Genomic DNA, 24,408 nt, shown 5'->3' with positions numbered 1-24,408 from the left:
CTTGCATGTGTTAAGCCTGTCGCTAGCGTTCATCCTGAGCCAGGATCAAACTCTTCATTGTAAAATATTATTCAGAAATTTTGTTCTGGCAGGGTCATGTGTTTCATGAATCACGACTCTCGTCGTTCTTCGATTCACGCTCGCTACGTTGTTTTGTTCACGTCAATATTTTAAAGAACTCTTCTCTCTCTCGTCTTCACCCTCGCCCTTTTCTCGAGGCGAAAGCGGATGCAAAGATAAAACGTTTTTCCCTTCCCTTCCAAATCTTTTTCAAAGTTTTTTCAAACTTTTTTCGCGGGGTGTCGTTACAACTAACTTTTACCCCCTCGCTTCATCTCGACAGCATCTAAAGAACTTCGCCAACCTCTCTCTTCACTCGCCCCCCCTTCCGGTTTAGCGGGTGCAAAGATAACAGCATAAAATCCCCTTTTCCAAATTTTTTACCCTCTTTTTTTTAACTTTTTTACAAGACACTAGAAAACAGAACCTTTCAGAAAACTACATGACACATGAGCTAAATAAAAAAACGACGTAACACACGAGAGGGAGTATTTCGACACTCCCTCTCGTCCATAAAATCTGAAAGTCCCTAAGGTCGTAAAGTCAACGGACTTTATAGACTAATCAACTTCACGCTATCAACTTGCTATCCGACACTTCCTTTCCCCTCTTCAACATGGCAAAACAATACACTTTCACTTTCGTATTATCCCATTCTTCGGGAAGGGCATAACTTGTGCTACCGCTCTCGCCACGAGTTCTCAACTCCACCAATCTCGATCTGCCTCGCTCCGTTTCGTACAACACGGCATACACTTGGTCATCGACAAACGCGTAACCATCCTCTTCCGCTTGCTCCACTTGCGAGAACTGATATTTATTGTTTTCCTCGTCATACGTTACCGTCACCTTCGGCGGGTTCAATATTCCGGATGCTACCAACAATTGATCGAAATTAACGGTTGCCACGTTCTGTTCATTCACCTCTACCGCTTTCATATTCCGTGCCACAAAAGCATTCGATGTAGAACCGTTACCAATTCCCACGAATCCTTTTCGGATAACGGGCAAAAGATTTCGAGACAACTGCACCAACGCTTTCATCCTTGCCCGTTGAGCTAACATCTCCGGTGTAGGATTATCTTTTCTTGAAAAAATTTTCGCTTTCGCGATATTCTTTCTTCTCGTGTAACACAATGTGATGTTACCCACTGATTTTTTCGCTTTACCTAACAAATAAGAATTAAATTCTGCCATAATAATACAATTGAAAATTAATAATTGAAAATTGAAAATGAACTTTGCATCCCCGGTATGGATCCGAGTACCTCGGATGCATTTTTTTAGTACAACGTAATTTCAGGTAGCGCCGGTCCCGGATCAATCTTACGGGGAGTAATATCCGAATGACGCAGAATATGCCTAATAGGGTATTCCGACACCAACACCCGACACACATCACGCAACACTCGTATTTGCCTATCCGTGTACTTGTGCCAATAAGAGATATTCCCACCCGAATCGTCCGCATAAACATCTGATGCCGCTACCTCCGCACCACACTCTGCCACAAACCGTTTCCCGTCCCAACGCAACTTCCCGAGATTATCAAGCTCGATTCCAATCGAGAAATGATTGAACTCCGCACGTCCCCGGTAAAAACTCCTACCGGCATGCCACGCCTCGACATTAAACGACACCAGTTGAAACACCTTCCCGTCCCGCCCAATCACGACATGAGCGGATGCACCCACGTCCGGGCGAGTAAGGTAGAACGATGACGATTCGGCACTCCTGCCAGCCGTGTAATGTAACACGATAGTATCCGGATTTTTTAGCGGTCTGGTATTCTTCGAACAAACCAAATGCACCACCTCACCATCCACCAAACGATGGTTCACGATTGAAAATTGAGAATTAAAAATTGAAAATGAACTCATAAATCTAAAATCTAAAATTAAAAACGTCGTTTCCGCGCGAAGACTTGTAAGATTTTCTCCCCACTTCTCCCCATCACGTACCCGCCTATCCCCACCTCCAGCAAATCCCAGAACCGGGAGGTATCGGCAAGAATCGGCAAACTCGTGAATGTCCCCACGAGCACAATCAAGGCAAAAGTCAACATCACCAACGGTCGCCACGAACGTTGCAACCAATTACCCCGGGCCTCTTCCGCCAGCACCTCCGATCGGGCTTCCATCACCCGTTGCTCCCACTCGACAAAAACTTTCAATAAATCCGTCTCCAGTTGTTTCTTCTCCCTCGCCGGAAGCGTCAGCCGGTCAACCAATTCGCTGACCGCACCGACAATACCTTTCACCGGACTCATACCTTCAAGTGTTGCGAATCCGAAACATACTCACCCCCGGGGGACACGAAAAAGCAATACAAATGAACCTCCACGTCTTTGATTCGCGGCAACCGGAAGGTCACCGTTCCATCACGCCTCACGGCTTTCAAATCATCCACCACCTCCGGCGAGAACAACCGATCCCCGTAAAGCAAGGCCACCATCAAGCGATCATTCTCCCCTAGATAAAGGTCCTCGTCATCATCTCCCCACCGGAGCGTCACTTGCCCGGAATCATCAAGAGAAGCCTCAATATCGCGAGCGTCACAACGGTTTCCCACCGCCAAGCGTAACCCGTCAAAATCAACTATCCTGCCCTCGTGGTCGAACATATTCAAATTCTCCCTCATGAACAAAGTATAGCCCGTGAGTTTTGCCCTCTTCCCCGACAATCTCCAAATCTCCCCCAGCGGGGTATCCTTCAATCGCTGGTAAAAACGAAGTGCCACCCGAAACCTGGCACGCACCATTTGTTGCTTCGGCGTATTCGGGTTTGTCACCTTTGTCGCCACTGCCCGAGCGTAACATTTCCCGTTACGCCCGACAAAAATCGTGTTACCGATTCGTCCCCTGATCTTAAAAATACTGCTTACTTCTGCCATCACGCCACGTTTTTAAATGAACAATCCACGTTTCTCGTCCTATTTCCCCCGCGTACAAGAGGAAATGGAGATATAATAAAGATTCGCCAAGGACACTCAATCACGACAAGAATCGTATCACGATAGTCATGTCCGGTGTTAGTCAAATGGTTCTCGGGAGTATCTCTGGAGTTGTAGCCCGTTCTCTTCCTCTTCCCTCCCCGTTTTCTTCCCCTTCTCAACGGGAAACACGCCTGCTCCCCGGGGATGTCTGTCAATAATCTCATAACTTTATTTTTTTAATTACATCCCAAAAGTAACACGCTGTATAGCCGAACGCAAGTTTATTATCCGGTCATTGGAGAGCATCACTCCCGACAGAAGACTTTTTCCATTGAGCCTTACGCGGAACATACTTAAATTACCCGCCACGGTAGTTAGGACTGCATCTATTTTCCCGCAAAGAAACGAATAGAAAAACGAAATATGAGCCGCAGAGAAACGGAATAGTTTCATTATATTTGCACGCGGAAATAAAAACATAAAAATATGACAGATGAACAATTGTACCGGATGAAGCTCATATTCAATTATAACGATGTATTTTACAGTTTTTTTATGATGACATTAGCGGTTGCACACATCGTTCCCGTGAATATGCCATCAACTATGTCTATTCGGGTGAGATGATTCTCGACAACGGCAAAGAGCCTATCCATGTCGGAAAGGGAGAATGTGTCTTTATACCACGCGATCATCACATCACGATGTACAAGAAAACGAAAGACGGCGAGCGGTACTGCGGTATCTTCCTGATGTTCACACGCCGTTTCTTACGCGAAATGTACAGCAAGCAGGAACAACGTAAAATACCCGCTAACACCCCGAAACTTGATTCCGGCGTGATAAAACTACCGAAAACGGTAGAACTCGCCAGCCTTTTTGCTTCCATGACGCCCTATTTCGATCCCGAAGTAAAACCGAAAGATGACTTTATGAACTTGAAATTGCAGGAGGGGCTGCTTGCATTATTACATATCGACAAACGGTTTGCACCGACACTTTTCGATTTCAACGAACCATGGAAAATAGACATTCTGGAATTCATGAACGAGAACTACATGTACGAGTTCACGATGGAGGAAATGGCGCACTACACGGGACGCAGCCTCGCCACGTTCAAGCGGGATTTCAAGAAAATCAGCGATCTGACACCCGAAAAATGGCTCATCCGCAAACGCCTTGAGGTGGCTTATGCCAACATGAAAAAGGGTGATAAAAAAGTCGTGGACGTATACGCGGAAGTCGGATTCAAAAACCCATCGCATTTCTCTACCGCATTCAAAAAACAATACGGCATATCCCCGACCGCTGTATTCGTGTAAACTCGGGCGAGAAATATTGAACTTTTGAGAAATTCTATTTGAGCCTCACAGCAACGTCGCCGTGAGGCTTTCTGTCTAACTTTGCAAATGAAAACAAATAATAAAAAACCAAACAATGAAAAAAGTATTAGTCATATCGTCAAGCCTTCGCTCGCAGAGCAACTCGGAGGCTTTGGCTGATGAATTTGCTCGCGGAGCTTCCGATGCCGGGAATAAGGTTGAAAAAATAACACTCAAAGAGAAGGACATCCGTTTCTGCAAAGGATGTCTTGCTTGCCAGAAAACAGAAAAATGCGTCATTCAGGACGATGCCCCTGCCATCGTGGCGAAGATGCACGATGTCGACGCAATCGTATTCGCCACGCCCATCTATTATTACGAGATGTGCGGTCAGCTCAAAACCTTGCTCGACCGTGCCAATCCGCTTTATCCGTCCGACTATCGTTTCCGCGACATTTACATGCTGACCAGTGCGGCCGAAGAGGAAGAATATGTACCGGAACGAGCCGTTGCGGGACTTACAGGATGGATTGATTGTTTCGAGAAAGCGCATCTCGCGGGAACGGTCTTCGCCGGAGGTGTCAGCAAGCCGGGGGAAACGGAGGGGCATCCTTCATTAGCGCACGCGTACGCAATGGGGAAATCTATCAAATAATGACAAATTAAATTCAAATTGAGCCTTTGAATAATTTCTTTTGAACTTGACAATAACGCTTCGGTTGTTTCATCGCCCTATCTTTGTATTGAAAGAATATAGTATCCAAAAGAACAGGCAGGCAAACACAAAGACCTGCCTATTTCTCAAAACATTAACTAAAAAATGAGTACATCGACTAAAAACAAGCATAATAATGTGCTGATGTTTATCCTCACGCTCGGCGTGTTCGAAATACTGAACACCGAAATGGGCGTGGTAGGTATCATTCCCATCATAGCCGAAACTTTCGGCGTCACTGTCCCGGATGCAGGCTGGACGGTCAGCCTCTTCGCACTTATCATCGCCTTCTCGGCTCCAGTCGTACCGTTATTGTTCTCACGGATAAACCGCAAAACGGTCATGGTGCTTGCCTTGTCCGTGTTCGTGATTTCCAACTTCGTTTCGATCTTCACGACGAATTTTACCGTGTTATTGATAACTCGTGCGATTCCTGCATTTTTTCATCCGTTGTACGTGTCCATAGCCTTCAGCACCGCAGCCTCTTCCGTCAGTCGGGAGAATGCCCCGAAAGCCGTTTCCAAAATTTTCGCCGGAGTATCGGCAGGCATGGTACTCGGGGTACCCGTGACAAGCTACATTGCCAGCGAATTTTCCTTTTCCGCGGCGATGGTATTTTTTACTATTGTCAACGCAATTGTACTGCTCGCCACTGTTTTTCTGCTACCAACTATGCCCGTCAAGGAGCGGTTGTCGTATGGCACACAACTTAGCGTGTTGAAAAAGCCCGTGCTATGGAACTCCTTCATTGCTGCGTTGCTGATGAATGCTGCCATGTTCGGTTTTTACAGCTACTTGTCCGATTACCTGATAACGATCACGGATGTTTCCTTCAAGGTAATCAGCATCCTGCTGTTCGTTTACGGCATAGCGAATATCGTCGGGAATATCGCTGCCGGAAAATTGTTGGCGCAACGTCCGTCCGCGACCTTGAAATATGCGCCTGCTATCATGGCGATACTTTATCTCGCGCTTTATTGGCTGGGGGAATCAACCGTACCGACAGCGGTCGTCATTCTGATACTGGGTATATTCGCGGGCATTGCTAACAACGGCAATCAATTCATGGTGTCCACCTCGGCGACTGAAGCTCCCGATTTTGCCAATGGATTGTTCCTGACTGCCGCAAACCTCGGCACAACGCTAGGCACAGCTGTATGCGGCATGTTCATTACCGCATGGGGTACACATTCGTCCCCGCTGGGAGCTGTGGCATTCCTGATTGCCGGTGTGATAAGCATCGTCATTAGGAACAGCTTAACGAATCACGGTAAACACATAACACGAACAATATGAAAAAAATAGAACAACCGATAATCGCTTTCCCGAACGGACAGACTGTTTGTCCGTTGGGACAAGGCACGTGGAAAATAGGGCAATCCGCCGCACGACGGGACGAAGAAAAACAGGCATTGCGGCATGGCATCGAACTAGGAATGAACCTCGTCGATACCGCCGAGATGTACGATAACGAGGAACTGGTAGGCGAAGTAATCCGTGATTGCCGTAAAAAAGTATTTCTCACGAGTAAGGTGTTACCCAATAACGCAAGCTATCAAGGTACAAAACTCGCCTGCGAACGTAGCCTGCGACGGCTCGGCACGGAGTACATTGACCTTTATTTGCTACATTGGAAGGGAGACCACCCTTACGAAGAAACAGTTCGAGCGATGACCGAATTGCAACAGGAGGGAAAAATCTGCATGTGGGGCGTCAGCAATCTGGACGTAGCCGACATGGATCGTATCATCTCGCTACCCGGAGGAAATGGCTGCACTACCGATCAAGTGCTTTACAACCTCGATGACCGGGGTGTGGAATTTGACCTCGTGCCGTGGCGCGCTGACCACCGAATGCCAATTATGGCTTATTCGCCCATCGGAGAAGGTCGTCTTCTACGCCATCGTACATTAGCGGAAATTGCCCGGCGACACAACGCTTCCCCCGCGCAAATTGCATTGGCATGGACGATGCGTAAACCCGGTATCATCGCCATTCCAAAAGCCGGGAACATAGCTCACGTGGAAGAGAATTTCCGTAGCCTCTCCATCAAACTGACAGACGAAGATCTGCATGATTTGGATACAGCATTTCCCAGACCGACTCGAAAAATACCGTTGGCAGGCTGGTAACAAGTAATCACTTAAAACAATGATAATGAAAAAAGATAACATTTATTACAGCAATTACATTCTGTTGGAATGCATGTTTGTTCGCTCAAGAGCGGATAAACTTGAATCGCATCGGCTTATATACAATGAACATCGGAGAAATCGAAGTTATTGTTATCAGCGATGGACACCTATGTGTAAATCCGGTGCAGGTCGAGTTCGCACAGCATATTGATTCTTCAGAAGTCGCCCGAACTCTTCAAAAGCATTTTGCACCGGGACATACGCCGGGGCATACCATAATTCGAATATACTCTGAAAACGAAGAACTCTACCACATTGCCGATATAGTGCATTCGCAAATTATTTCGTTTGAACATCCCGAATGGATTTATAACAGTGATACGGATTATAACGAGGGAATAAAAACACGCCAGAATGCACTGGAACGATTAAGTAATTCCGGTTCATTGTTTTTTGCCTATCATCTTCCTTGACCGGGATTAGGATATGTGAAATCCACAACAGACGGATATAAATGGGTACAGAAAAGAATTGTTATGCCGTATTAAAATTAAAAGAGAATGATTTTTTGTTATTTTTCACTTTGATTTAAAACAAAAATACGGATTTCTTCCCTAATAGAGCACACCAATCAGAATACACGAACCTGCCCGGGAGGTTGCCTCTCGGGACGGGTTATACATGTTTATTTATTATTTTTCACGAGTTTAGATTTATGCAATCCTTTCACTTTTCCTAAAAAACGGAAACGGGAGTGTAAATCTTCCCTGTAAGCGGGGCTCACCGGGAAATCTTGTTTGCCGATGTAAATCGTATTCCCGACCAATCGGTCCACGAGGTCCAAACAAACGGCATAACTCCGGTGAACACGGGCAAAATCTTCAGAAGGAAGCATCTCCAACACCTCTTTCAACGGATGAACTACGATTATTTTTGCACCGTCCTTGAAGTGAATGTAACAATAATCACGATCCGCTTGCAACCAAGCGATTCGAGAAAACAAGATTACGCGATACGCATCCTTGTACCAAACGAAAATTCGATCATTCCGATAACGATCACTTACCACGACGGCAGTATCTGCCGGGAGGTTGTTTTCAATCTTTACGTTATTTTGTTCTTGAGTCATAATATTTGAATATTATGTCCCGTGAAACAAGCCTCCCGGCAGTTTTTTTTCTATGCTATTGAAAATAAATCAATTCATCCCCAATACCTCTTTCACTTTTTCCCGCAACTCGTCACCTTTCAAACCTACACCTTGAACAACAATCTTCCCCTCTGTATCCACCACCACAACGTGAGGAATAGCAGTACCGTTAAGTTTTTCGCCAAACGCATTCTTGACATCCAGCAAATTAGGCCAAGGCATCTGTTCCTGCTCCAAGGCCTTCAACCAAGGTGTTTTTTTCAAATCAGTCGAGACACTGATGATCTCCAAGCCTTTATCGGCATAATCGGCATACAAGGCTTTCAATCCCGGGATCGCTTTTCTACAAGGAGCGCAGTAAGATGCCCAAAAATCGATGATCACGCATTTTTTTCCCTTGATCAACTCCCGGATCGCGAGTACATTTCCCTCCCGGTCTTCCCCCGTGAAATCGGGTAACTTATCCTCATCCACGCTTTCCGGGAAAATAACCTCTTTCAGATACTGCCCGTAATAGCTATTTTTAGCCTCTTCCGAGAATTGATTATACAGATTCTTGTTCTCCTCTTGCCGAGCGTAGGGGAAAAACTCTATATTGAGCGCCATCAAGAGCGGTCCCCAAAAGGAATCTTTATCCCGCAATACCGCCTCTTTTGCCATGCTCTCCATGTTAGTTGCATACTCCTCTTGCGCTTTCCGGATCGCTTCATTCATACGCACAATGTCCGGACGTTGATTTAGAGAATCCATCTTCTCTCGGCTCAATCTTTCCGTGAGTCCCCGAATGTAAAGTGCTCCAGCTTCTTGTTTCAGCTCTTTATATTGCTCTTCTACAGCACGCAACTTTTTCCCAGTTTCTACACGGAAAGCGATTTTCTCCCGAAAAGCTTTTTCCAATGAGGAGCCTTTTATTACAAAGTTATCCCATTGTTTCCCATCATTTGACACTTTCCCTTGAACGGTTATCTTCTCGTTCCGTATCACTAGGTCGTGCCCGATTTGATTTTTACCATGGATTACCAACGTGCAGTAACGAGGACCATTGTCCAATTCTCCTTCCAAAACGAATTTTCCATCCTTCAATTCCGTCAGGACTAAAACGCTTTTCAACTTATTCGTCCCACCCACGTTCAAACTCACGCTTGCTCCCTCTTCCACACCTTCGATTTCTCCGACAACGCGGAAGGTTTTAGACTCCGAGTATCCGCATGAAATCATCGCGTTCCCGATACATACCAATAATAAATAAACGAACTTTCTCATATCATTTCCAATTTGTTACATCATTATAAAACTGTTGTGCCCGCACATTTCCTGGCTTCAATTGACGGGCGTATTCCGCCCAACGGGCAAGATCAGGCAATTGCTTGGCACTCTTGCTATACGCCATGCATTGACGGGCGATGCTCTCCACGTAGTTAAAATAGAGGTCGCAGTACATCTCCTCGAAACGCTCCTGCCACTCCGCCTGAATACCCCAAACGGGCATCATGACTGCCTCCTCTTTACCCTTCACCAGTAAGAGTTCCTGGGACATGGTTTCTACCACCCGGTTCAGGAAGCGAGCAGCCTCTTTCACGTATTTTTTCGTTTCCCCAGTTGCTTGCAGAAACTCCAATTCCAACGCTTCGCGCTCTCCCACCCGGGTGCTCTCCGGTAATTGTTCCCACAGGGCAAGAGCGTAGTCGAAGAGTTCCCTGTTTTTGTTCCGCAAAGCATAATCCTTCATTTGGATGGCATTCCGTCCCTGCATCAATGTCAATATATTTTTCACGAGCGTATCGCCTGCCACCAGTATCGGGTAAGCTTTATCAACCAACGGTCTTTTCGGACCACTGAATCTTCTTTCAGCCTCGTACAGGTCATCTTCTTTTTGTTTTCTCTTGTCTATCTCATCAATGAAATCATTCGCGTTGACCGTCGCATGGCAGGTGTTATCCTCCCACTCTTTTATCCCCCTCGTGTTCATCAAATGCAGTTGCTGGGTCGCCCAATAACGTTCAAAGCCTTCTGCCAAACTTATACCTCGTTGCATCATGGCAATAGCAAATTCTCTTCCAAAAGTGGTTACAGATCCATTCAAAGCAAACCCCGCCATCCAGTGTTCGTAGGATTTTAGTTTAGCCTCATCCAGAGCCTTTTGCCCCTCGGCGATAAACTCGTCCACGGGGAAAAATCCTTTGGCTCGATATTTCAAATTGCCGGCTCCGTCAAAAAACAAATAGGTCGGGAAAAGCCCTACACGGTGCAAATCCATTAACTCTTGCTCCTGCGTTGTCGCGTCTATTTTCAAACACAAGAAGTGCTTGTTAAAGAACTCCCCGACTTTCGGATCTGGGAAAACCTCTTTTTCCATTCTCCGGCAAGGGGGACATTTCGGTCCGTAAGCATCAACGAATACCCACTTCCCTTGTTTTGCCGCCATTTTCACAACCTCTTCAAAGCTCTCCGTGCGAAATTCAATGCCTTGCGAAAAACCGCCTAACGAAAGCCCCACGAAAACCAATACCAGTAATAAATATTTTTTCATATGTTATCTATTTTCATTCATGTAAAACTTCATATCCCCTTGCCCGTCCGAGGAGTAATCCCCCAACAGGTATTTCCCGAAATGAAACCACATCTTGCGCTCGTAGTAAGTCCACGCGTCACCCATGTATTGATGGCGTGCCCCAGGGAGGATGACTAATTCGAAATTCTTCCCCGCATTCATCAAGGCACTCGCCATGCGCATCGTGTGGGCGGGATGCACGTTCTCGTCGGAACTTCCCGTCACTAACATCAAGTGACCTTTCAAACGAGGAGCCAAATCTGCGTTCAACGGTATATCCAACTCGAACACGGTTTTGTTTTCAACAACAACCGAATCTTTGCCCGAGGTTGTTTTTACCCGACGTTTCACGTCTTTCCGCACCTCGTTGATACCGTGGTGTGTTTCCACGAAACGCCGATTATACAGCCGGTTGTCGTGATTCCCGGAAGAGGATACCGCCGCCTTGTAAAAATTGGGATAAGTGCAAATCGCCGCCATCGACATAAAGCCGCCACCGGAATGCCCGTATATCCCGATCCGGCTGCTATCAATGAAGGAATGGCGAGCGATCAACTGTTCCAATCCGTGTTTATCGTCAGCCAAGGCATAATCCCGGAGATTGCCATGACCGTACGTGTGATATTTTGCCGAACGCACGGGGCTACCACCCCGGTGCCCGAATCCCACCACGATAAAACCGACTTGCGCTAATGCCGTGTTCTTCATATTCACGGCACCCGTGAACTCCAATGCCAGCTCCTCCGTCTGCGGTCCGGGATAGACGTACGAGATGATCGGGTAGCGTTTCGTGGAATCAAAATCAAAAGGTTTCCACATCATGCCGAACAAGTCCGTTTCGCCATCGGCAGCCTTCACCGTGAAGGGTTCCGGCATTTTCCATCCCGTGGCATACAAGGCGCTCAAATCGGGGCGTGCCAATTCCATGACAAACTTGCCCTCCTGATCGCGCAACACGCTCCTCGGTTCCAAATCCGCACGCGAATAGTTGTCCACCAAATAATTATCCCCGAAGAATAATATATCATGAGTTGCCATCTCGGGGGTCAGCATCTTTACTTTTCCCCCATCGAGCGACACTTTACTGTAACGCTTGTAATAGGGATTCTCTCCCGCCACCTGACCGTAACTCTCGAAGTAAAGCTCCCGCTTTTTTTCATCCAGAAACACGTTCTTCCCAGCAGTCCACTCTCCCGAGGTCAAGACCCGCTTCAATTTACCATCCTGATCATACAAGTAATAATGCCCGTGCCCCGAGCGTTCCGACCACCACAAAATCTCTTTCCCGTCATCGAGTATCCAATATAAAGGATTGTTTAACTCCACGTTGAAATAGGGTTTGCAAACCTCGTTTACGAGTACCGTCACTTTTCCCGTGGAATCCACCCGGCACAGTTCCATTTCGTCGTGCGTGCGCCGCTCACGAGTAAAGTAGTAATATTGTCCCCGCAACTTGCTACCCGCAGTCACGAATGCCTGGTCCTGCCACTTATCCACCGGAACCACCGTGCGCTCACCCGTTCGGGCGTTGAAAACGTACAATTCATGCCGCCCCACCTTGGAAAGTCCCGCTTGTTCGTAAGCATACTTTTCCGCCTCGGGAGTGTCATTAAAGTATCTTATCAAAGTGTACGACTTCGACTCGGAAGCCTCCACCACGCGGGCTACACAAAAACAATCGGATTCTTTAAACCACACGGCCTCGTAATCCTCTCGCTGATTCGTGTCCCGGGTAAAAGAATGCGTGTAAGGAAACTCTCTGCTGCCATCGCTCGTCAAGCGCCGTTCCGTGGAATCCCGCAAATCCAGCACATACAAATTGTAGGCTCGGCTGAATATCTTATACGGGGGAACATACCCCGATGTCTTCTTTTTCTTCCGCTCTGCCTGATATTCTTGCATGCGTTGTTGTTCTCGTTCAGCCATCTTCCGGTATTCTTCCTCCCGATTCCATTTCACAGCGATTAATGTTTTTGTTTTCAAGGTGTATTCCAAGCGGAAGGTATCTATTGAGAACTGGAACTTCTTACCGTCATCTACAAATTGCAACCCGATTTCCAGCTCTTTCTCATTCATCTTCTTCGAGGTGATGCGCTCGATTTCCCGGGCCATATAAGCAGGATCAAACAACAACTCTTTTCTCTTTGCTTTCGGGTCCACGAGATAGTAACGAAGCCCCTCGCCCGTCGTGTAGCGGAACCAGAACTTATCGCTATTTTCCAAAAAAATCGGTTCCACGCGAAGCGACAACAAAGTACGGGAAGCCTCGCCCCCCCGTGCAAATTTCTCCGCCTCCCGGTAGTTCGCTTTTTGGCCATGGCTCATCCCGAAAGAAAGCCACGCCAAAAACAAACTAAAAACAAATTTACTTCTTGCCATCTGACAATAACGCTTTAATCAAGGAACGCAACTGTTTCACATCTCTCACGCGGGCCAATACCCGCAAATTCTCGTCCACCAATATGGCACAAGGCAATCCTTCCAAATAGAAAGTTCTCACGAACACGTTATTTTCCCAAGTAGCGGGTTCATGAATCTGCGGCCATGTCATCTGGTTTTGTTCTATAGCAGATATCAACACACCCCGATCCTGATCAAATGAAATACTCACGACATTTAATCCCTTTTTGTGGAAATCCTTGTATAATGCAACCAACTCAGTCCGGTTACCCGTGTAATCCGTGTTCCCGGCAGCCCAAATGTCAATGATCTTCAACTTACCTTCCATCGCCGCCAAATCAAACGCCTGTCCGTCGAGGGTCTGTCCTCCTGAAATATTCTGCAACTGATACCCCACGTACATCCGTGTTTCGCCATCGTTGTCAATAGCCGGGGCTTTCTCCAATTTCGCGGCAATCACTGGATCCGTCACCTCGCATAAGCGTACATTCGTGATGCACAACCCTGTATCCTCTTCATTTTCACTGGTAAAAGTCTGGAAACCGAAATAATATCCTCCCCGGGTAGCCACTCTCGGGATATCCACCTCGTACGTGCGATATACTCGAAGTTTCAACGAATCCAACGCCAATATTTCCTTCTGCCCCTCGGCTGTCGGTTTATCTCCAAAAGTGACGTGCAAGGATGGATTACCATTATAAACTTTCACGTCAAACTTCAAACGATAGCAATGTCCCTCTTTCAAGAAAATAGCCGGAGATACCACTAAATCATCTTCTTGGAATACTTTGCGCAGGCTCTGGTGAAACAAACAAAAATCATCCGTCATATTCCGGTCCCCCCAAGTCTTCCCATCTCCCGATTTATCTATTGTCTTCCACAGTTTCGCGTCCTCCGCCCAAAAATTCGTGGCATACGGTACCATCAACGGTGTTCCGACTACCACCTCTTCCGAATAAGCAATTTCTCCCTTCCCGGCTGCAATTTCTGCCTGAATACCATAATAATAACGATTTTGGTTCCCTACCGACAAACCTTTCATTTCCGTGTTTTTCGTGGTTCCCACTTTTCGGTTATCGGGATAACGATAAACATGATAGCGCAAAAATGCCGTATCTAAATGTCCCCCGTTCTTTCCTCGTGTCACCGGGCTCCACTTCAAGTTCACCACCTCTCTCCGTGCCTTTGCCGAATATTCCGTGCTTATCTCCACGTCTGTTACAGCCTCCGGTATATCTTTGCCCACGAACACGCGCACGTATGCCGACTGTCCCTCGCCTGCTTTATTGCAAGCTGTCACACGGTACACGTGCTCCCCGAAAGGAATAACCATATCTTCATACTCCTGAACGCTCCCTTTTAACGAAGTTACCAATTTTCCATCACGATAAATATTCACCTTATTGCCTTTTGATGAAACGGGAGTGCTCCAACGCAACACGCCACGACCTGCTCCATTCGGATCACCCTCAAACGTCAGGTTCTCGATCGCTCCCGGAACTCCGGCAACCCGCGGCTGGGGAATAACCAAAGCTGCCCATTCCGCACCATTCGCCATATCAGCCACCCGGGTTACCTTTCCCGTTTCCAACTCCACTCGATATAAAGCCGGTTTCTCCTGATCGCTCCACATCGCCCAGTACAACTGCCCGTCATGAGGATCGAACGCCATCGACTGTAATCCCCAAGTCTTTATTCCCGTGAAACCTATTCTTCTGATAGCCCCCCGAGGATCTATCTCGCAAAAATTTCCTTCATAGTCAATACCATACCATATTCCTTCCGGTGAAATAGCAAATGTCAATAACGGGCTTTCCAATTGACCGAACGCATGAATCACTCCCGTTTGATGATCGATATGATACAATCCTCCCCCCACGCCTATAATTCTTCGACTCACCGGATCATAAGCCATCTGCAACACTACTGGTATCTCACCTGCCTTCTTATTTCTATAAGAACAAATCTCCGTCCGCCGCCCCGTCTTCAAATCCACGGAACAAAAAGCAACCGGCATATTCGGTCCGCCACCCAACATCAGGTAAGTATAATATTTTCCATCCACCATCACGCCGCAATTCACTTGATACCAACCTTCACTCACCAATTTATACTCCCGCAGGTTCTCCAAATTGATGGCATATATCCCCGGGCCGGAAAGCAACGAGTCATAAATTAAAAAGCCGTACCCAACCCGAGTTGCATTTTCGTCAAAACTGACTTCCCGGGGAGCAATACCCCGCCGTTGCCTTATCATTTCTATTTGCTTCAACATCGCCTTCTCCGTTCTATCCAGATGCGACGAATCCGCCACGTTTTCATACTGCCCTGCCTCTACCAACGACACCCAAAACAACATACATACAATTAAAACATTCCTTTTAAACATGTTATTCTTTTTTATTATTAAACATCCACCGAGGAACATACAATTCCTTTTCAGGGGAAAAAAATCCCCTGAAAAATGGAATCATACATGCAATTTGATTACTGTGCTTTTGCTTTATTCCACAAATTCAAAATAATTTCGTATTTCTCCAGTACAAGAGGATAATCGGCATATTCCGCGTAAACGTCTTCTCGCGTTTTACTTAACGTCAATTTCACAAAATCTTCCAAATCATCTTCATGGAGTAATGTCTTCATTTCCCCAAAATAATCCGTGAATCGTAAAAAACCGAACTTCATGGGTTCATCCCCATCTTCATATATTCCCAAACCAGGCATATCATATTCGGGAAAACCTACACCTAAATCATAAATAACAAATTTATCATAGATATCTCCATAAACGTTCGGCGTAACCTCATAAAATGGAATTAATTCCATGCTGTAATAGGTTTTAAATCCTTCTGTCGCAATATCTCCCCGCAACTCTGCCGCACTCTCCGGGGTATTCTCTTTTTTGGCTATATTGACCATACCCGCTTCCATCGTATTATGATACGTACCCTTATTCATCCATTCAACCAAATAAAAACACTTCGGAAGAAATAACGTCGGAAAATCATCAAAAGTATAATTTAACAACATATTCATAACGGGACGCAATGTTTCCTTATCTTCCACCTCTCTCCAATCCAGACTACTATCCCATCCGCTAATCGAATAAGGCGGACGAATCACCCGGTAAAAAAGTTTGGTATTTCCCTCGCGGTCTTTCTCTCCCCGGTCATACACGCCAATGGTGTCATCATAATAAACGGCAATATTGTATTTCTTGAATATCTCGTACCGTAAGCTATCTATCGCATTATCGTAATCATCCGACACAACAAAGTAGTCCAAATCCAAATCCGTGGCACCCACGCCGTCATCATCGGTTCTGTCATTACACGCCACGCACAAATTCAGCACGCAACACACTATCCAATAATAGATTCTATTCATATTGTTCATGTTTTTCTTTATCGTAAGCCTCAAATTCACTCTCGTATCTCTCGTTTTGCACCATTAATTCCGTTAATTTTGTTTCATATCCCGGGATAGGTAAACACCATTTGCGATTATCGACGTCATAGGGGACTAAGCGGTACACCTCTCTCGGTTCGTTTACTGTCGAAAATCCCTTATTGTCATAAAAATTCACTACATGTACAATTTCTTTCGTGAAGGGGTATTTCGCATCCACAGCATAACGACGTAAATCAAACCAACGGTGTCCCTCGAAACACAGTTCTCTTCTGCGTTCATCCCGGATCCAGTCAATTAGTTCACGTCCGGCTTCTGGTACTACAGGTATTTTCGAATAGCGTCCCCGGAGCAAATTTTCCAATGTTTTCACGGCTTCACCTTCCTGTCCCACCAACGCCTGCGCCTCTGCCTTATTCAATATCACCTCACTTAAGCGGAGCATCCCGAAATCGGAAACCGCATAAGTATCATCGTAAGCCGTTTTGTAGCACTGGTATATGACACCTCTTTGCCTGAAAAAAGAAGCCATTCTCAAATCATTCACAGTATATCGCGAAAGCAAATCTTTAGAAGGTCGCATATAATAAGATGCCATATTCCAAGTTCCGACGCTGGTAATACCCGTTACCGGAGATGTGTAACCTCCTTGTGAAAAAATAATCTCGGGTCGAGCCAAAGTAGTAAAACAACTATCAACAGAAGCCCCCGCCAAACTAGTCACGCTATAATTCGGGGTTTCCAACACGTAGTTACTTGAGGTGATCGCATTTTCATATTCACCCATGTACAAATACACTCGACTTAACAAAGCATGTGCTGCATATTCGTTTGCACGGAATATGGAGGGCTGGGCAACTCCTTTCAAGCAATTTGCCGCTGTTTGTAAGTCACGTACCACGGAATGATATACACTATCCAATGGAGTTCGACTCCATTCCCGTCCGGTCACGTAATTATTCAATTTCAAAGGTACCCCAAGTGTATTTGCGGCAGTTTCCCTCGTGTAAGGCAAGGCATACAGATTCGCCAACAAAAAATAACTTGCTCCCCGTATGAAATACGCCTCACCTTTCACTTTATTATACAAATCATCCCCGGTGAAATCCTCAATTTTCGTGATGATAGAATTTGCCACCCCAATAGACTTATAAATATCTTGCCACACTTTATCCTCCTCGCTATAATGTGGGAATTCCTGCCACGTGTAAAATCCGAAAATGGCAGGCGGAATCTCAAACTCGGTCCCCCGCACCTCTCTAACATCGTCGTTCAAACTATTCAATTCTCCGAATTTCAAATCTCCCCAGTAACCACTACCGATCAGCAATTCGTTCAAATCGATCACATTTTTAGGATGATATTGATCCTGCGAGTATTCCTCCAAAAAATCGGAACAAGCGGACAGGAACAGAACTAATACAAATATTAAACTTATTTTATTCATAACATATCACGTGTTAAAATGTTATATTAAAATTCAATGAATACGAAGGACGCTCACTCATGTTGATCTCGTTAGCCGATCCCCCGTTTTGAGTTGGGGATTGACCTTTCAACTCTTTACTACAAATAGTAAATAGGTTTGTAGCAGAGAAGCCCACGTAAGCTGTTTTCAAAAATATTTTCCGGCACAATTTTTCCGGCAATGAATAGCGGAAAGATAGTGACTGCAATTTCATGTAATTTCCACTCACCACGCGGATATCTGCATTATTATACATGTCCCAGATGGTAGCTCCAAACTCATAATTTTTATCACGCCAATAAGGAGTGGTGGTACGTTGGAACTCACTCCCGCTCAAAACTCCCGGGATATTCGTGTACTTCTCATCTCCCGGGTATCTCCAACGATTAAGAAATTCACGACGTACATTTTCCAAGGGTTGCGGGGCAATTGACGTGTTGGACTGCGCCACATCCTTGTATAGATTTAATAAACGTATTTTTGAACCTAAACTATATGACATATTAAATGACAATATCATACGTTTCCACGAGAATGTATTCACGATACCTCCCTGGATGACCGGCACTCGTCTTCCCGAGTAAGACATCACCTCTCCTAAAATCACATCCTCTCTCGTCATGTTGGCATACCGCTCCAAATTTTTTATTTTATTCCCACCAGCGTCTAACACCTCGTTACCATCCACCGTATAGTACTCTTCCGTTCCGTAAAACATTGGACGCCCGTCTTTCGGATCCAATCCTTTAAATCGGTAAGAGTAAAACGAGTTGAGCGAACGTCCCGGAATTTGCACGTTTCCGGTAAGATAATCCGTATATTCATACTCGTCATGCAGGGTTTTATCCTTTCTGCCGTTCCCGTTTATCGCCTTGTCGACCAAGGTATTTACGATCTGCCCCAACCCCGGGTCAAAATCCCAACGGAATCCCTCCGCATTTCCCTTGGACATAGCACCGAAGCCACTACCAATGACCCGCACCTTTAACGCTAACTCCACACCCTCGTTCGTCAATGTTCCGGCGTTCACCGTGTAAGAATCAACTCCTTCCACGCGAGAAGTGGACTTCGTCAGGAATGCATTTGTCGTTTTACGCTTGAAGTAAGAAAACGTACCGTTCAAATGTCCTTTCAAGAAAGAGAAATCAACCGACAGGTTAAACGAAGCTGTCTTTTCCCATTTCAAGAATGGATTCGCATATGTCTTTAAAGTGGATACAAATTCATTATACTTGTATTTATAAGAACCTCTTGACAAAATCATCTCGGGACTTTCTGTTTCAAGCATATTCCCCTGATACCCGAATGAACCTCGAACCGAAAGAGCATCCACGAAGCCGAAACTTCGTAATAATGAACTCTTGACATCCCAACGTCCGGACAGAGACCAAATCGGTAATATTTTACTATTACTTTTAGAACCGAATTTATTTGACGCATCCGCACGGGCATTCACGTTAAACGTGTAATCGTGAAATAATGTGTAAGATAAACTAGCATAACCGGAAACCGTATTCGTCAAACTATTGGTGTATTTTCCCACTGCCAATGGCTCATCCCGGTACCATTCTCTCAAACGAGGATATTCATTTAAGTCTACCTGAACGATTTGCTCACCCCTATCGGGCAGATATCCCCGAACTTGTTTCTTGGTTCCCAGATAGCGACTGGAAGACAACTCCCAACCGGCAGTAGCATTGATGTGATGATTTCTTTCCGAGTCTAAATATTTGTTATACGTACCTTGCAAACGAATAGTGTAAGAGTTATTCTGCTGATCTTCCTCGTCGAGTATTCCCCCGTAAGGAATTCTTGTCCTTGCTTTAAAATTATCCTCTGTTACCATGGCACTTGCTTCCCCGTCCGGGTACTTTTCCGTTCTCGTGAAATATGTATTTTCCCCATGATAAGTGTCTTGATAACTATTGGAAAAGCTATAAGAAAAGGTTCCGTTCAAATTCAAATCTTCTGATACCCGATAAGTAATCGACGTGTTGAATGACAATCTATTTGTGTTGACATTAAAATACGAATTAGCAATATCTTCCAATATATTAAAACGCACACCCGCTTTGGTCGCTTCGCCAACTCCAAATCCGCGGTAATAGTACCAATAACTGCCATCCTCGTTATAAGCCGGTACGGCTCGGCTCGTCTGGTAAGCATACGTCATGGCACCCACGTCGGAAGGTCTATATTTACGTTTCTCCACGCTACCGTTCAACCCGAAACGAATGGAGAAACGATTGTAGTTGGCATTAATATTAGTTGCCGTGGTGTAAGTCCGATTCAATTCGCCCAAGTTATTCCCTTGATTGTTTTGCATCCCGGCAGACACATAATACCTGAGTTGAGAGGATCCTCCTGACAAATTCAGCGTGTGGGAGTGCATGAAAGCATCGCGGGTCAGCAAATCAAACCAGTCTGTATTGACAGTTTCGTATTGATTAATCCTACGCTTCATTTCATCATAGGAAATCACCTTATTGTAATAATCCCGAATAACAGCCTCGTAGCCCACCCAAGAATCAATAGCCGGATATCGAATCCCCTGCTCTATCATCTCCCGGGAAAGAGCGATACGCTCCGTGGAATTCATCATGTCAACACTTTTCTCCCCGTAATTCGGGCGACGCATTAACGTAGTGGCGAAAGAATACCCCACGGAAGGTGGTCCCTGTTTACCTTTCTTCGTTGTAATCACGATCACACCGTTAGAAGCCTTCGTACCGTAAATAGCAGTGGCGGAAGCATCCTTCAACACATCAATCTGCTCGATATCCTCCGGGTTCAAACCGGAAATAGCGTTACCCAAAAGATTCACAAAGTCAAGGTCGTTCAATCGGGCGGGATCCACATTTACCGGGTCACGCTGCACTATACCGTCAACCACCCACAATGGCTCTTGATTTCCTAGCACCGTAGAAGTTCCCCGAATACGCAAACGAGGTACAGCACCAACCTGTCCGGAATTGGACATAAAAGTCATACCGGGAACACGTCCCTCCAGCATTTTATCAATGGAACCTAGTCCCGGTACCACAATATCTTCCGCACGAACAGAAGTAATCGCACTAGTCGTCGTACGTGGATCAATATCCCGGTAACCGTCGCTCACCACTGTAACTTCGTCGAGGGCAGCAACGTCTTCTTTCATTACCACATTGATCGTATCCCTCCCTGTGTACTTAATCGTTTGAGTTTCCATCCCAATAAAAGAAAAAATTAACGATAACTTTTCCATCTCCGGCAGGTTCAAAGAGTATTTACCATCCTTGTCCGTGACCGTTCCTAAAGACACCCCCTTCACGGTAATCGTTACCCCCGGAAGAGGCTGTTTACCTTCGTCCGTTACCTTTCCCACAACCCGAATTGACTTTTGTTGCGGAGCAACGGCACTCTCCTCAAGTCCTTTTCGTAATACCACCAAACGTTCTGTCACCTGAAAGCTGATACCTGTACCATTCAAGCATTTTTTTAACACGTCAAAAAGATCTGCATCATTCGCTTGTAAAGAAATTCCTTTTATTTCTTTTACATCCTCACTGGAAAATAAAAAGGTATATCCCGATTGTTCCTGCAAGATATCCAAAACATGCAGTAGTGTTTCATTTTTTACATCCAAACTCACTTTCTGTTGAGAAAATGTGGTCGCATGCACTGATGTCAAACTTAACACCAATAGGAAAAATCCAATTTTCATCACTCGTAACATTTTTTTTAGCCATTGCCTTCGGCAATAGCACGCATTAAACTTTTTTTTCATACATTTGTAATGACGTTAATATTATGGACTGTTTCCAGCAGTCCGTTTGATTAAACCCGAGGGATGTTTCCAGCATCCCTTATTTTTTTACAATAACTTTATTCCCTTGATATTTAAAACGCACTTTACCTGTTTTTTCAAATTGTTCCAACAAACTCTCCACTCGCTCAAAGCGACTGATTACACCATAGAAACACAGTGATTCCAATTCCGAATCGGTAAATTCATACTCCATCTCGTACCAACGTGCCAACGTTCGCATGATATCCCGTAAAGGAGTATCCCGGAAGACGAATTGTCCCTTTATCCATCGGGTATAAAGGTCTGTGCTCACTTGCTCCACATCCAATTGCCCACTTGCCCGGTCAAGTATAGCCTGTTCCCCGGGAATCAATATTCGCTGCAAATCATCCTTCACTGTTAATACCTCCACCTTTCCGTGAACCAAAGTAGTTCGTGTGGTAGCCTCATCGCCGTAGGCGTTCACGTTAAAAGCCGTTCCAAGCACCCGTACGTTCATGTCACCCGTTTCCACCACGAAACGTCCTTTCCCGGGTTCCACCTCAAAATAGGCTTCTCCCTCTAAACGCACCCGACGTTCGGATGCCCCGAACACCATGGGATAGGTCAAACGACTCTCGGCATTCAACCATACCCGTGAACCATCGCTCAACGTGAGGTGGTATTCTCCGCCCCGGGGAACTTCCACCGTGTGATAAAGCGTATCTTCCACGACGGGGTTATTCTCGTAAGAAAGCGACTCTTTTTTCAGATGCACGTTCACACCTTTATCTATAATAGTCTGCCCCGGCTCTTGGGTAGTTAAATCAATTCGCGTTCCGTCCGAAATAACCAATCGGACACTGTTATTCCCGAAAGCAATTGCCGAAATAGGTTTTCCGCTCGAAATTTCACGGGTATTCGATGCCCAGAACCAAGTCCCGGCAACCAAAAGAATCACGACCGCCGCACTCCACGTGCACAACGAGAGTATCCGCTTTCTCCGTTTCTCCTTGCGTCCATGCGAGAAACGTTGCCACGCTCTTGACACCCGAGCTTCATCGACCACGGGCAACTCCCGTTCATAATACCGACAAGCGTGTTCCACAAAACGCCGCCGTTGTTCATCCCCCGCTATCCAACGCTCCAAGCGCTCCCGCTCCTCATCGGTCAGGCAACCGTCCACTCGCTTCCGGATTAAAGTCCAATCTATCTGTTCCTGATTCATATCCTTTTCTTCAAATTTCCCCTAAAAGACATGAACTTCAATTTTGGGTGACACGAAAATGATTTTTTTTCGTTTTTTTTATCCCAGCAAACGGGGTTTGATGCATTCTTCTATTTCTTACAGAAACAGTGGCGCCTCGTGAAAGGCGCCACTGCATTTTTCAGTTCTCCAACTGACAATTCCTTATTTGAGATTTTCCCTGAAAAACTGCTCGATTTTATCGTAGGGTATCACTCCTGCACGATTGTCGTAAAGATCCACGTGAGAGGCCCCGGGGATAATCATCAGTTCCTTGTTATCGCCCTGCAGTTTCTTGAATGCATCCTCGCTGAAATAACGGGAGTGTGCTTTCTCCCCGTGGATTACCAGAACAGCACTACGGATTTCATCGCTATATGCAAGTAGAGGCATATTGATAAACGAAAGAGCCGATGTCTTGTTCCAACCACCGTTTGAATTAAGGGAACGCTTGTGATAGCCGCGTTCCGTCTTGTAGTAATTGTGGTAATCTTTCACAAACCAAGGGGCATCATCAGGCAGCGGATCCACCACGCCACCGCCGAGATCGTATGAACCGTTCTTCGCGTCAATTGTACGCTGGGCGTTGAGCTGTTTGCGGAGTTCGTAACGTTGATCGGCATCCATCGAGTCAAAATAACCATTGGCATTCACCCGGCTCATATCGTACATTGTAGAAGTAACGGTCGCTTTGATCCGGGTGTCGATGGCAGCCGCGTTAATTGCCATTCCGCCCCATCCGCAGATACCGATAATTCCGATACGTTCGGGATCTACGTCGTCACGCGTAGAGAGAAAATCTACCGCCGCACAGAAATCCTCCGTGTTGATATCGGGAGAAGCAACATAACGAGGTTCCCCTCCGCTCTCGCCCGTGTACGAGGGGTCAAAGGCAATAGTCAGAAAACCGCGTTCTGCCATCGTCTGGGCATAAAGTCCTGACGACTGTTCCTTCACGGCACCGAAGGGACCGCTTACTGCAATAGCGGGTAATTTCCCAACGGCATTTTTGGGTATATACATATCGGCGGCAAGCGTGATGCCGTAACGATTGCGGAAAGTCACTTTACTGTGATTCACCTTGTCACTTTTAGGAAACACTTTGTCCCACTCTTGAGTTAAATTCAAGTTTTCGTTCTCCATGGTATTAGTATTTAAATTATTGTTTGTTGCAAATAAGCTTCCCACGGTGCAAAAGCACACGATTAAAGCCGCGGATAGTTGTCTAATTGATTTTTTCATATCATTTA

20 protein-coding genes and 1 pseudogene are annotated in these 24,408 nt (G+C 45.8%); 5 read left to right on the top strand and 16 right to left on the bottom strand.

The window, feature by feature from the left end; all coding sequences use genetic code 11:
* Positions 1-630 precede the first annotated feature (630 nt).
* From ACK8P8_RS05320 to ACK8P8_RS05295, 6 genes are all read right to left on the bottom strand, one after another.
* On the bottom strand, positions 631-1,257 hold the full coding sequence (locus ACK8P8_RS05320) for a DUF6266 family protein (RefSeq protein ID WP_186978580.1): 627 nt from the start codon (positions 1,255-1,257) through the stop codon (positions 631-633).
* Between the two features lie 86 nt (positions 1,258-1,343).
* Positions 1,344-1,940, bottom strand: a complete 597-nt coding sequence (locus tag ACK8P8_RS05315) for an N-acetylmuramoyl-L-alanine amidase (RefSeq protein WP_186978581.1) — start codon at positions 1,938-1,940, stop codon at positions 1,344-1,346.
* A gap of 17 nt (positions 1,941-1,957) precedes the next feature.
* Positions 1,958-2,329 (bottom strand): 3TM-type holin, encoded by a 372-nt coding sequence (locus tag ACK8P8_RS05310; protein ID WP_099290412.1) that lies wholly within the window; start codon positions 2,327-2,329, stop codon positions 1,958-1,960.
* Positions 2,326-2,952 (bottom strand): DUF6266 family protein, encoded by a 627-nt coding sequence (locus tag ACK8P8_RS05305; protein WP_303182298.1) that lies wholly within the window; start codon positions 2,950-2,952, stop codon positions 2,326-2,328. The genes ACK8P8_RS05310 and ACK8P8_RS05305 overlap by 4 nt, the downstream gene beginning before the upstream one ends.
* Positions 2,952-3,218 carry a hypothetical protein gene (locus tag ACK8P8_RS05300; RefSeq protein ID WP_227217413.1) on the bottom strand — a complete coding sequence of 89 codons (267 nt, stop codon included), beginning with the start codon at positions 3,216-3,218 and terminating at the stop codon, positions 2,952-2,954. Before ACK8P8_RS05300 ends, ACK8P8_RS05305 begins: the two co-directional genes overlap by 1 nt.
* Before the next feature lie 16 nt (positions 3,219-3,234).
* Positions 3,235-3,447: a hypothetical protein gene (locus ACK8P8_RS05295; protein ID WP_369859081.1), complete on the bottom strand. Its 213-nt coding sequence runs from the start codon at positions 3,445-3,447 to the stop codon at positions 3,235-3,237.
* A 33-nt stretch (positions 3,448-3,480) separates the two neighbouring features.
* Here ACK8P8_RS05295 and ACK8P8_RS05290 point away from each other — a divergent pair.
* The 5 genes and pseudogenes from ACK8P8_RS05290 to ACK8P8_RS05270 all read left to right on the top strand — a co-directional run bounded on the left by ACK8P8_RS05290 (position 3,481) and on the right by ACK8P8_RS05270 (position 7,639).
* Positions 3,481-4,316: pseudogene (locus tag ACK8P8_RS05290) on the top strand (helix-turn-helix domain-containing protein).
* Between the two features lie 115 nt (positions 4,317-4,431).
* Positions 4,432-4,971 carry a flavodoxin family protein gene (locus ACK8P8_RS05285; protein WP_369859082.1) on the top strand — a complete coding sequence of 180 codons (540 nt, stop codon included), beginning with the start codon at positions 4,432-4,434 and terminating at the stop codon, positions 4,969-4,971.
* A 165-nt stretch (positions 4,972-5,136) separates the two neighbouring features.
* Positions 5,137-6,327 carry an MFS transporter gene (locus tag ACK8P8_RS05280; RefSeq protein ID WP_369859083.1) on the top strand — a complete coding sequence of 397 codons (1,191 nt, stop codon included), beginning with the start codon at positions 5,137-5,139 and terminating at the stop codon, positions 6,325-6,327.
* Entirely contained in the window at positions 6,324-7,163 is an 840-nt protein-coding gene (locus tag ACK8P8_RS05275) for an aldo/keto reductase (RefSeq protein WP_369859084.1), read from the top strand. Before ACK8P8_RS05280 ends, ACK8P8_RS05275 begins: the two co-directional genes overlap by 4 nt.
* Positions 7,164-7,288: 125 nt before the next feature.
* Positions 7,289-7,639 (top strand): MBL fold metallo-hydrolase, encoded by a 351-nt coding sequence (locus tag ACK8P8_RS05270; protein WP_369859085.1) that lies wholly within the window; start codon positions 7,289-7,291, stop codon positions 7,637-7,639.
* A gap of 212 nt (positions 7,640-7,851) precedes the next feature.
* Here ACK8P8_RS05270 and ACK8P8_RS05265 read toward each other — a convergent pair whose 3' ends face one another.
* From ACK8P8_RS05265 to ACK8P8_RS05220, 10 genes are all read right to left on the bottom strand, one after another.
* Positions 7,852-8,295 (bottom strand): LytR/AlgR family response regulator transcription factor, encoded by a 444-nt coding sequence (locus ACK8P8_RS05265; protein ID WP_369859086.1) that lies wholly within the window; start codon positions 8,293-8,295, stop codon positions 7,852-7,854.
* Positions 8,296-8,364: 69 nt separating this feature from the next.
* Complete coding sequence (locus ACK8P8_RS05260; protein ID WP_369859087.1) at positions 8,365-9,579, bottom strand: redoxin domain-containing protein; 1,215 nt, start codon at positions 9,577-9,579, stop codon at positions 8,365-8,367.
* Position 9,580: 1 nt separating this feature from the next.
* Positions 9,581-10,846 (bottom strand): thioredoxin family protein, encoded by a 1,266-nt coding sequence (locus tag ACK8P8_RS05255; RefSeq protein ID WP_369859088.1) that lies wholly within the window; start codon positions 10,844-10,846, stop codon positions 9,581-9,583.
* Between the two features lie 3 nt (positions 10,847-10,849).
* Positions 10,850-13,246 carry a S9 family peptidase gene (locus tag ACK8P8_RS05250; RefSeq protein ID WP_369859089.1) on the bottom strand — a complete coding sequence of 799 codons (2,397 nt, stop codon included), beginning with the start codon at positions 13,244-13,246 and terminating at the stop codon, positions 10,850-10,852.
* On the bottom strand, positions 13,233-15,656 hold the full coding sequence (locus tag ACK8P8_RS05245) for a thioredoxin-like domain-containing protein (protein ID WP_410025590.1): 2,424 nt from the start codon (positions 15,654-15,656) through the stop codon (positions 13,233-13,235). The genes ACK8P8_RS05250 and ACK8P8_RS05245 overlap by 14 nt, the downstream gene beginning before the upstream one ends.
* Positions 15,657-15,754: 98 nt before the next feature.
* On the bottom strand, positions 15,755-16,657 hold the full coding sequence (locus ACK8P8_RS05240) for a hypothetical protein (protein ID WP_369859092.1): 903 nt from the start codon (positions 16,655-16,657) through the stop codon (positions 15,755-15,757).
* Positions 16,650-18,125 (bottom strand): RagB/SusD family nutrient uptake outer membrane protein, encoded by a 1,476-nt coding sequence (locus ACK8P8_RS05235; RefSeq protein WP_369859093.1) that lies wholly within the window; start codon positions 18,123-18,125, stop codon positions 16,650-16,652. Before ACK8P8_RS05235 ends, ACK8P8_RS05240 begins: the two co-directional genes overlap by 8 nt.
* Before the next feature lie 13 nt (positions 18,126-18,138).
* On the bottom strand, positions 18,139-21,849 hold the full coding sequence (locus ACK8P8_RS05230; protein ID WP_410025589.1) for a SusC/RagA family TonB-linked outer membrane protein: 3,711 nt from the start codon (positions 21,847-21,849) through the stop codon (positions 18,139-18,141).
* 142 nt (positions 21,850-21,991) lie between these two features.
* Positions 21,992-23,140, bottom strand: a complete 1,149-nt coding sequence (locus ACK8P8_RS05225; protein WP_369859095.1) for a FecR domain-containing protein — start codon at positions 23,138-23,140, stop codon at positions 21,992-21,994.
* Positions 23,141-23,323: 183 nt separating this feature from the next.
* On the bottom strand, positions 23,324-24,400 hold the full coding sequence (locus ACK8P8_RS05220) for an alpha/beta hydrolase (RefSeq protein ID WP_369859096.1): 1,077 nt from the start codon (positions 24,398-24,400) through the stop codon (positions 23,324-23,326).
* Positions 24,401-24,408 lie beyond the last annotated feature (8 nt).

Source organism: Butyricimonas muris (assembly GCF_046365375.1).
Classification (GTDB): domain Bacteria; phylum Bacteroidota; class Bacteroidia; order Bacteroidales; family Marinifilaceae; genus Butyricimonas; species Butyricimonas muris.
The sequence above is the reverse complement of the archived record's forward strand: the minus strand, read 5'-3'. Positions and strand labels throughout refer to the sequence as shown.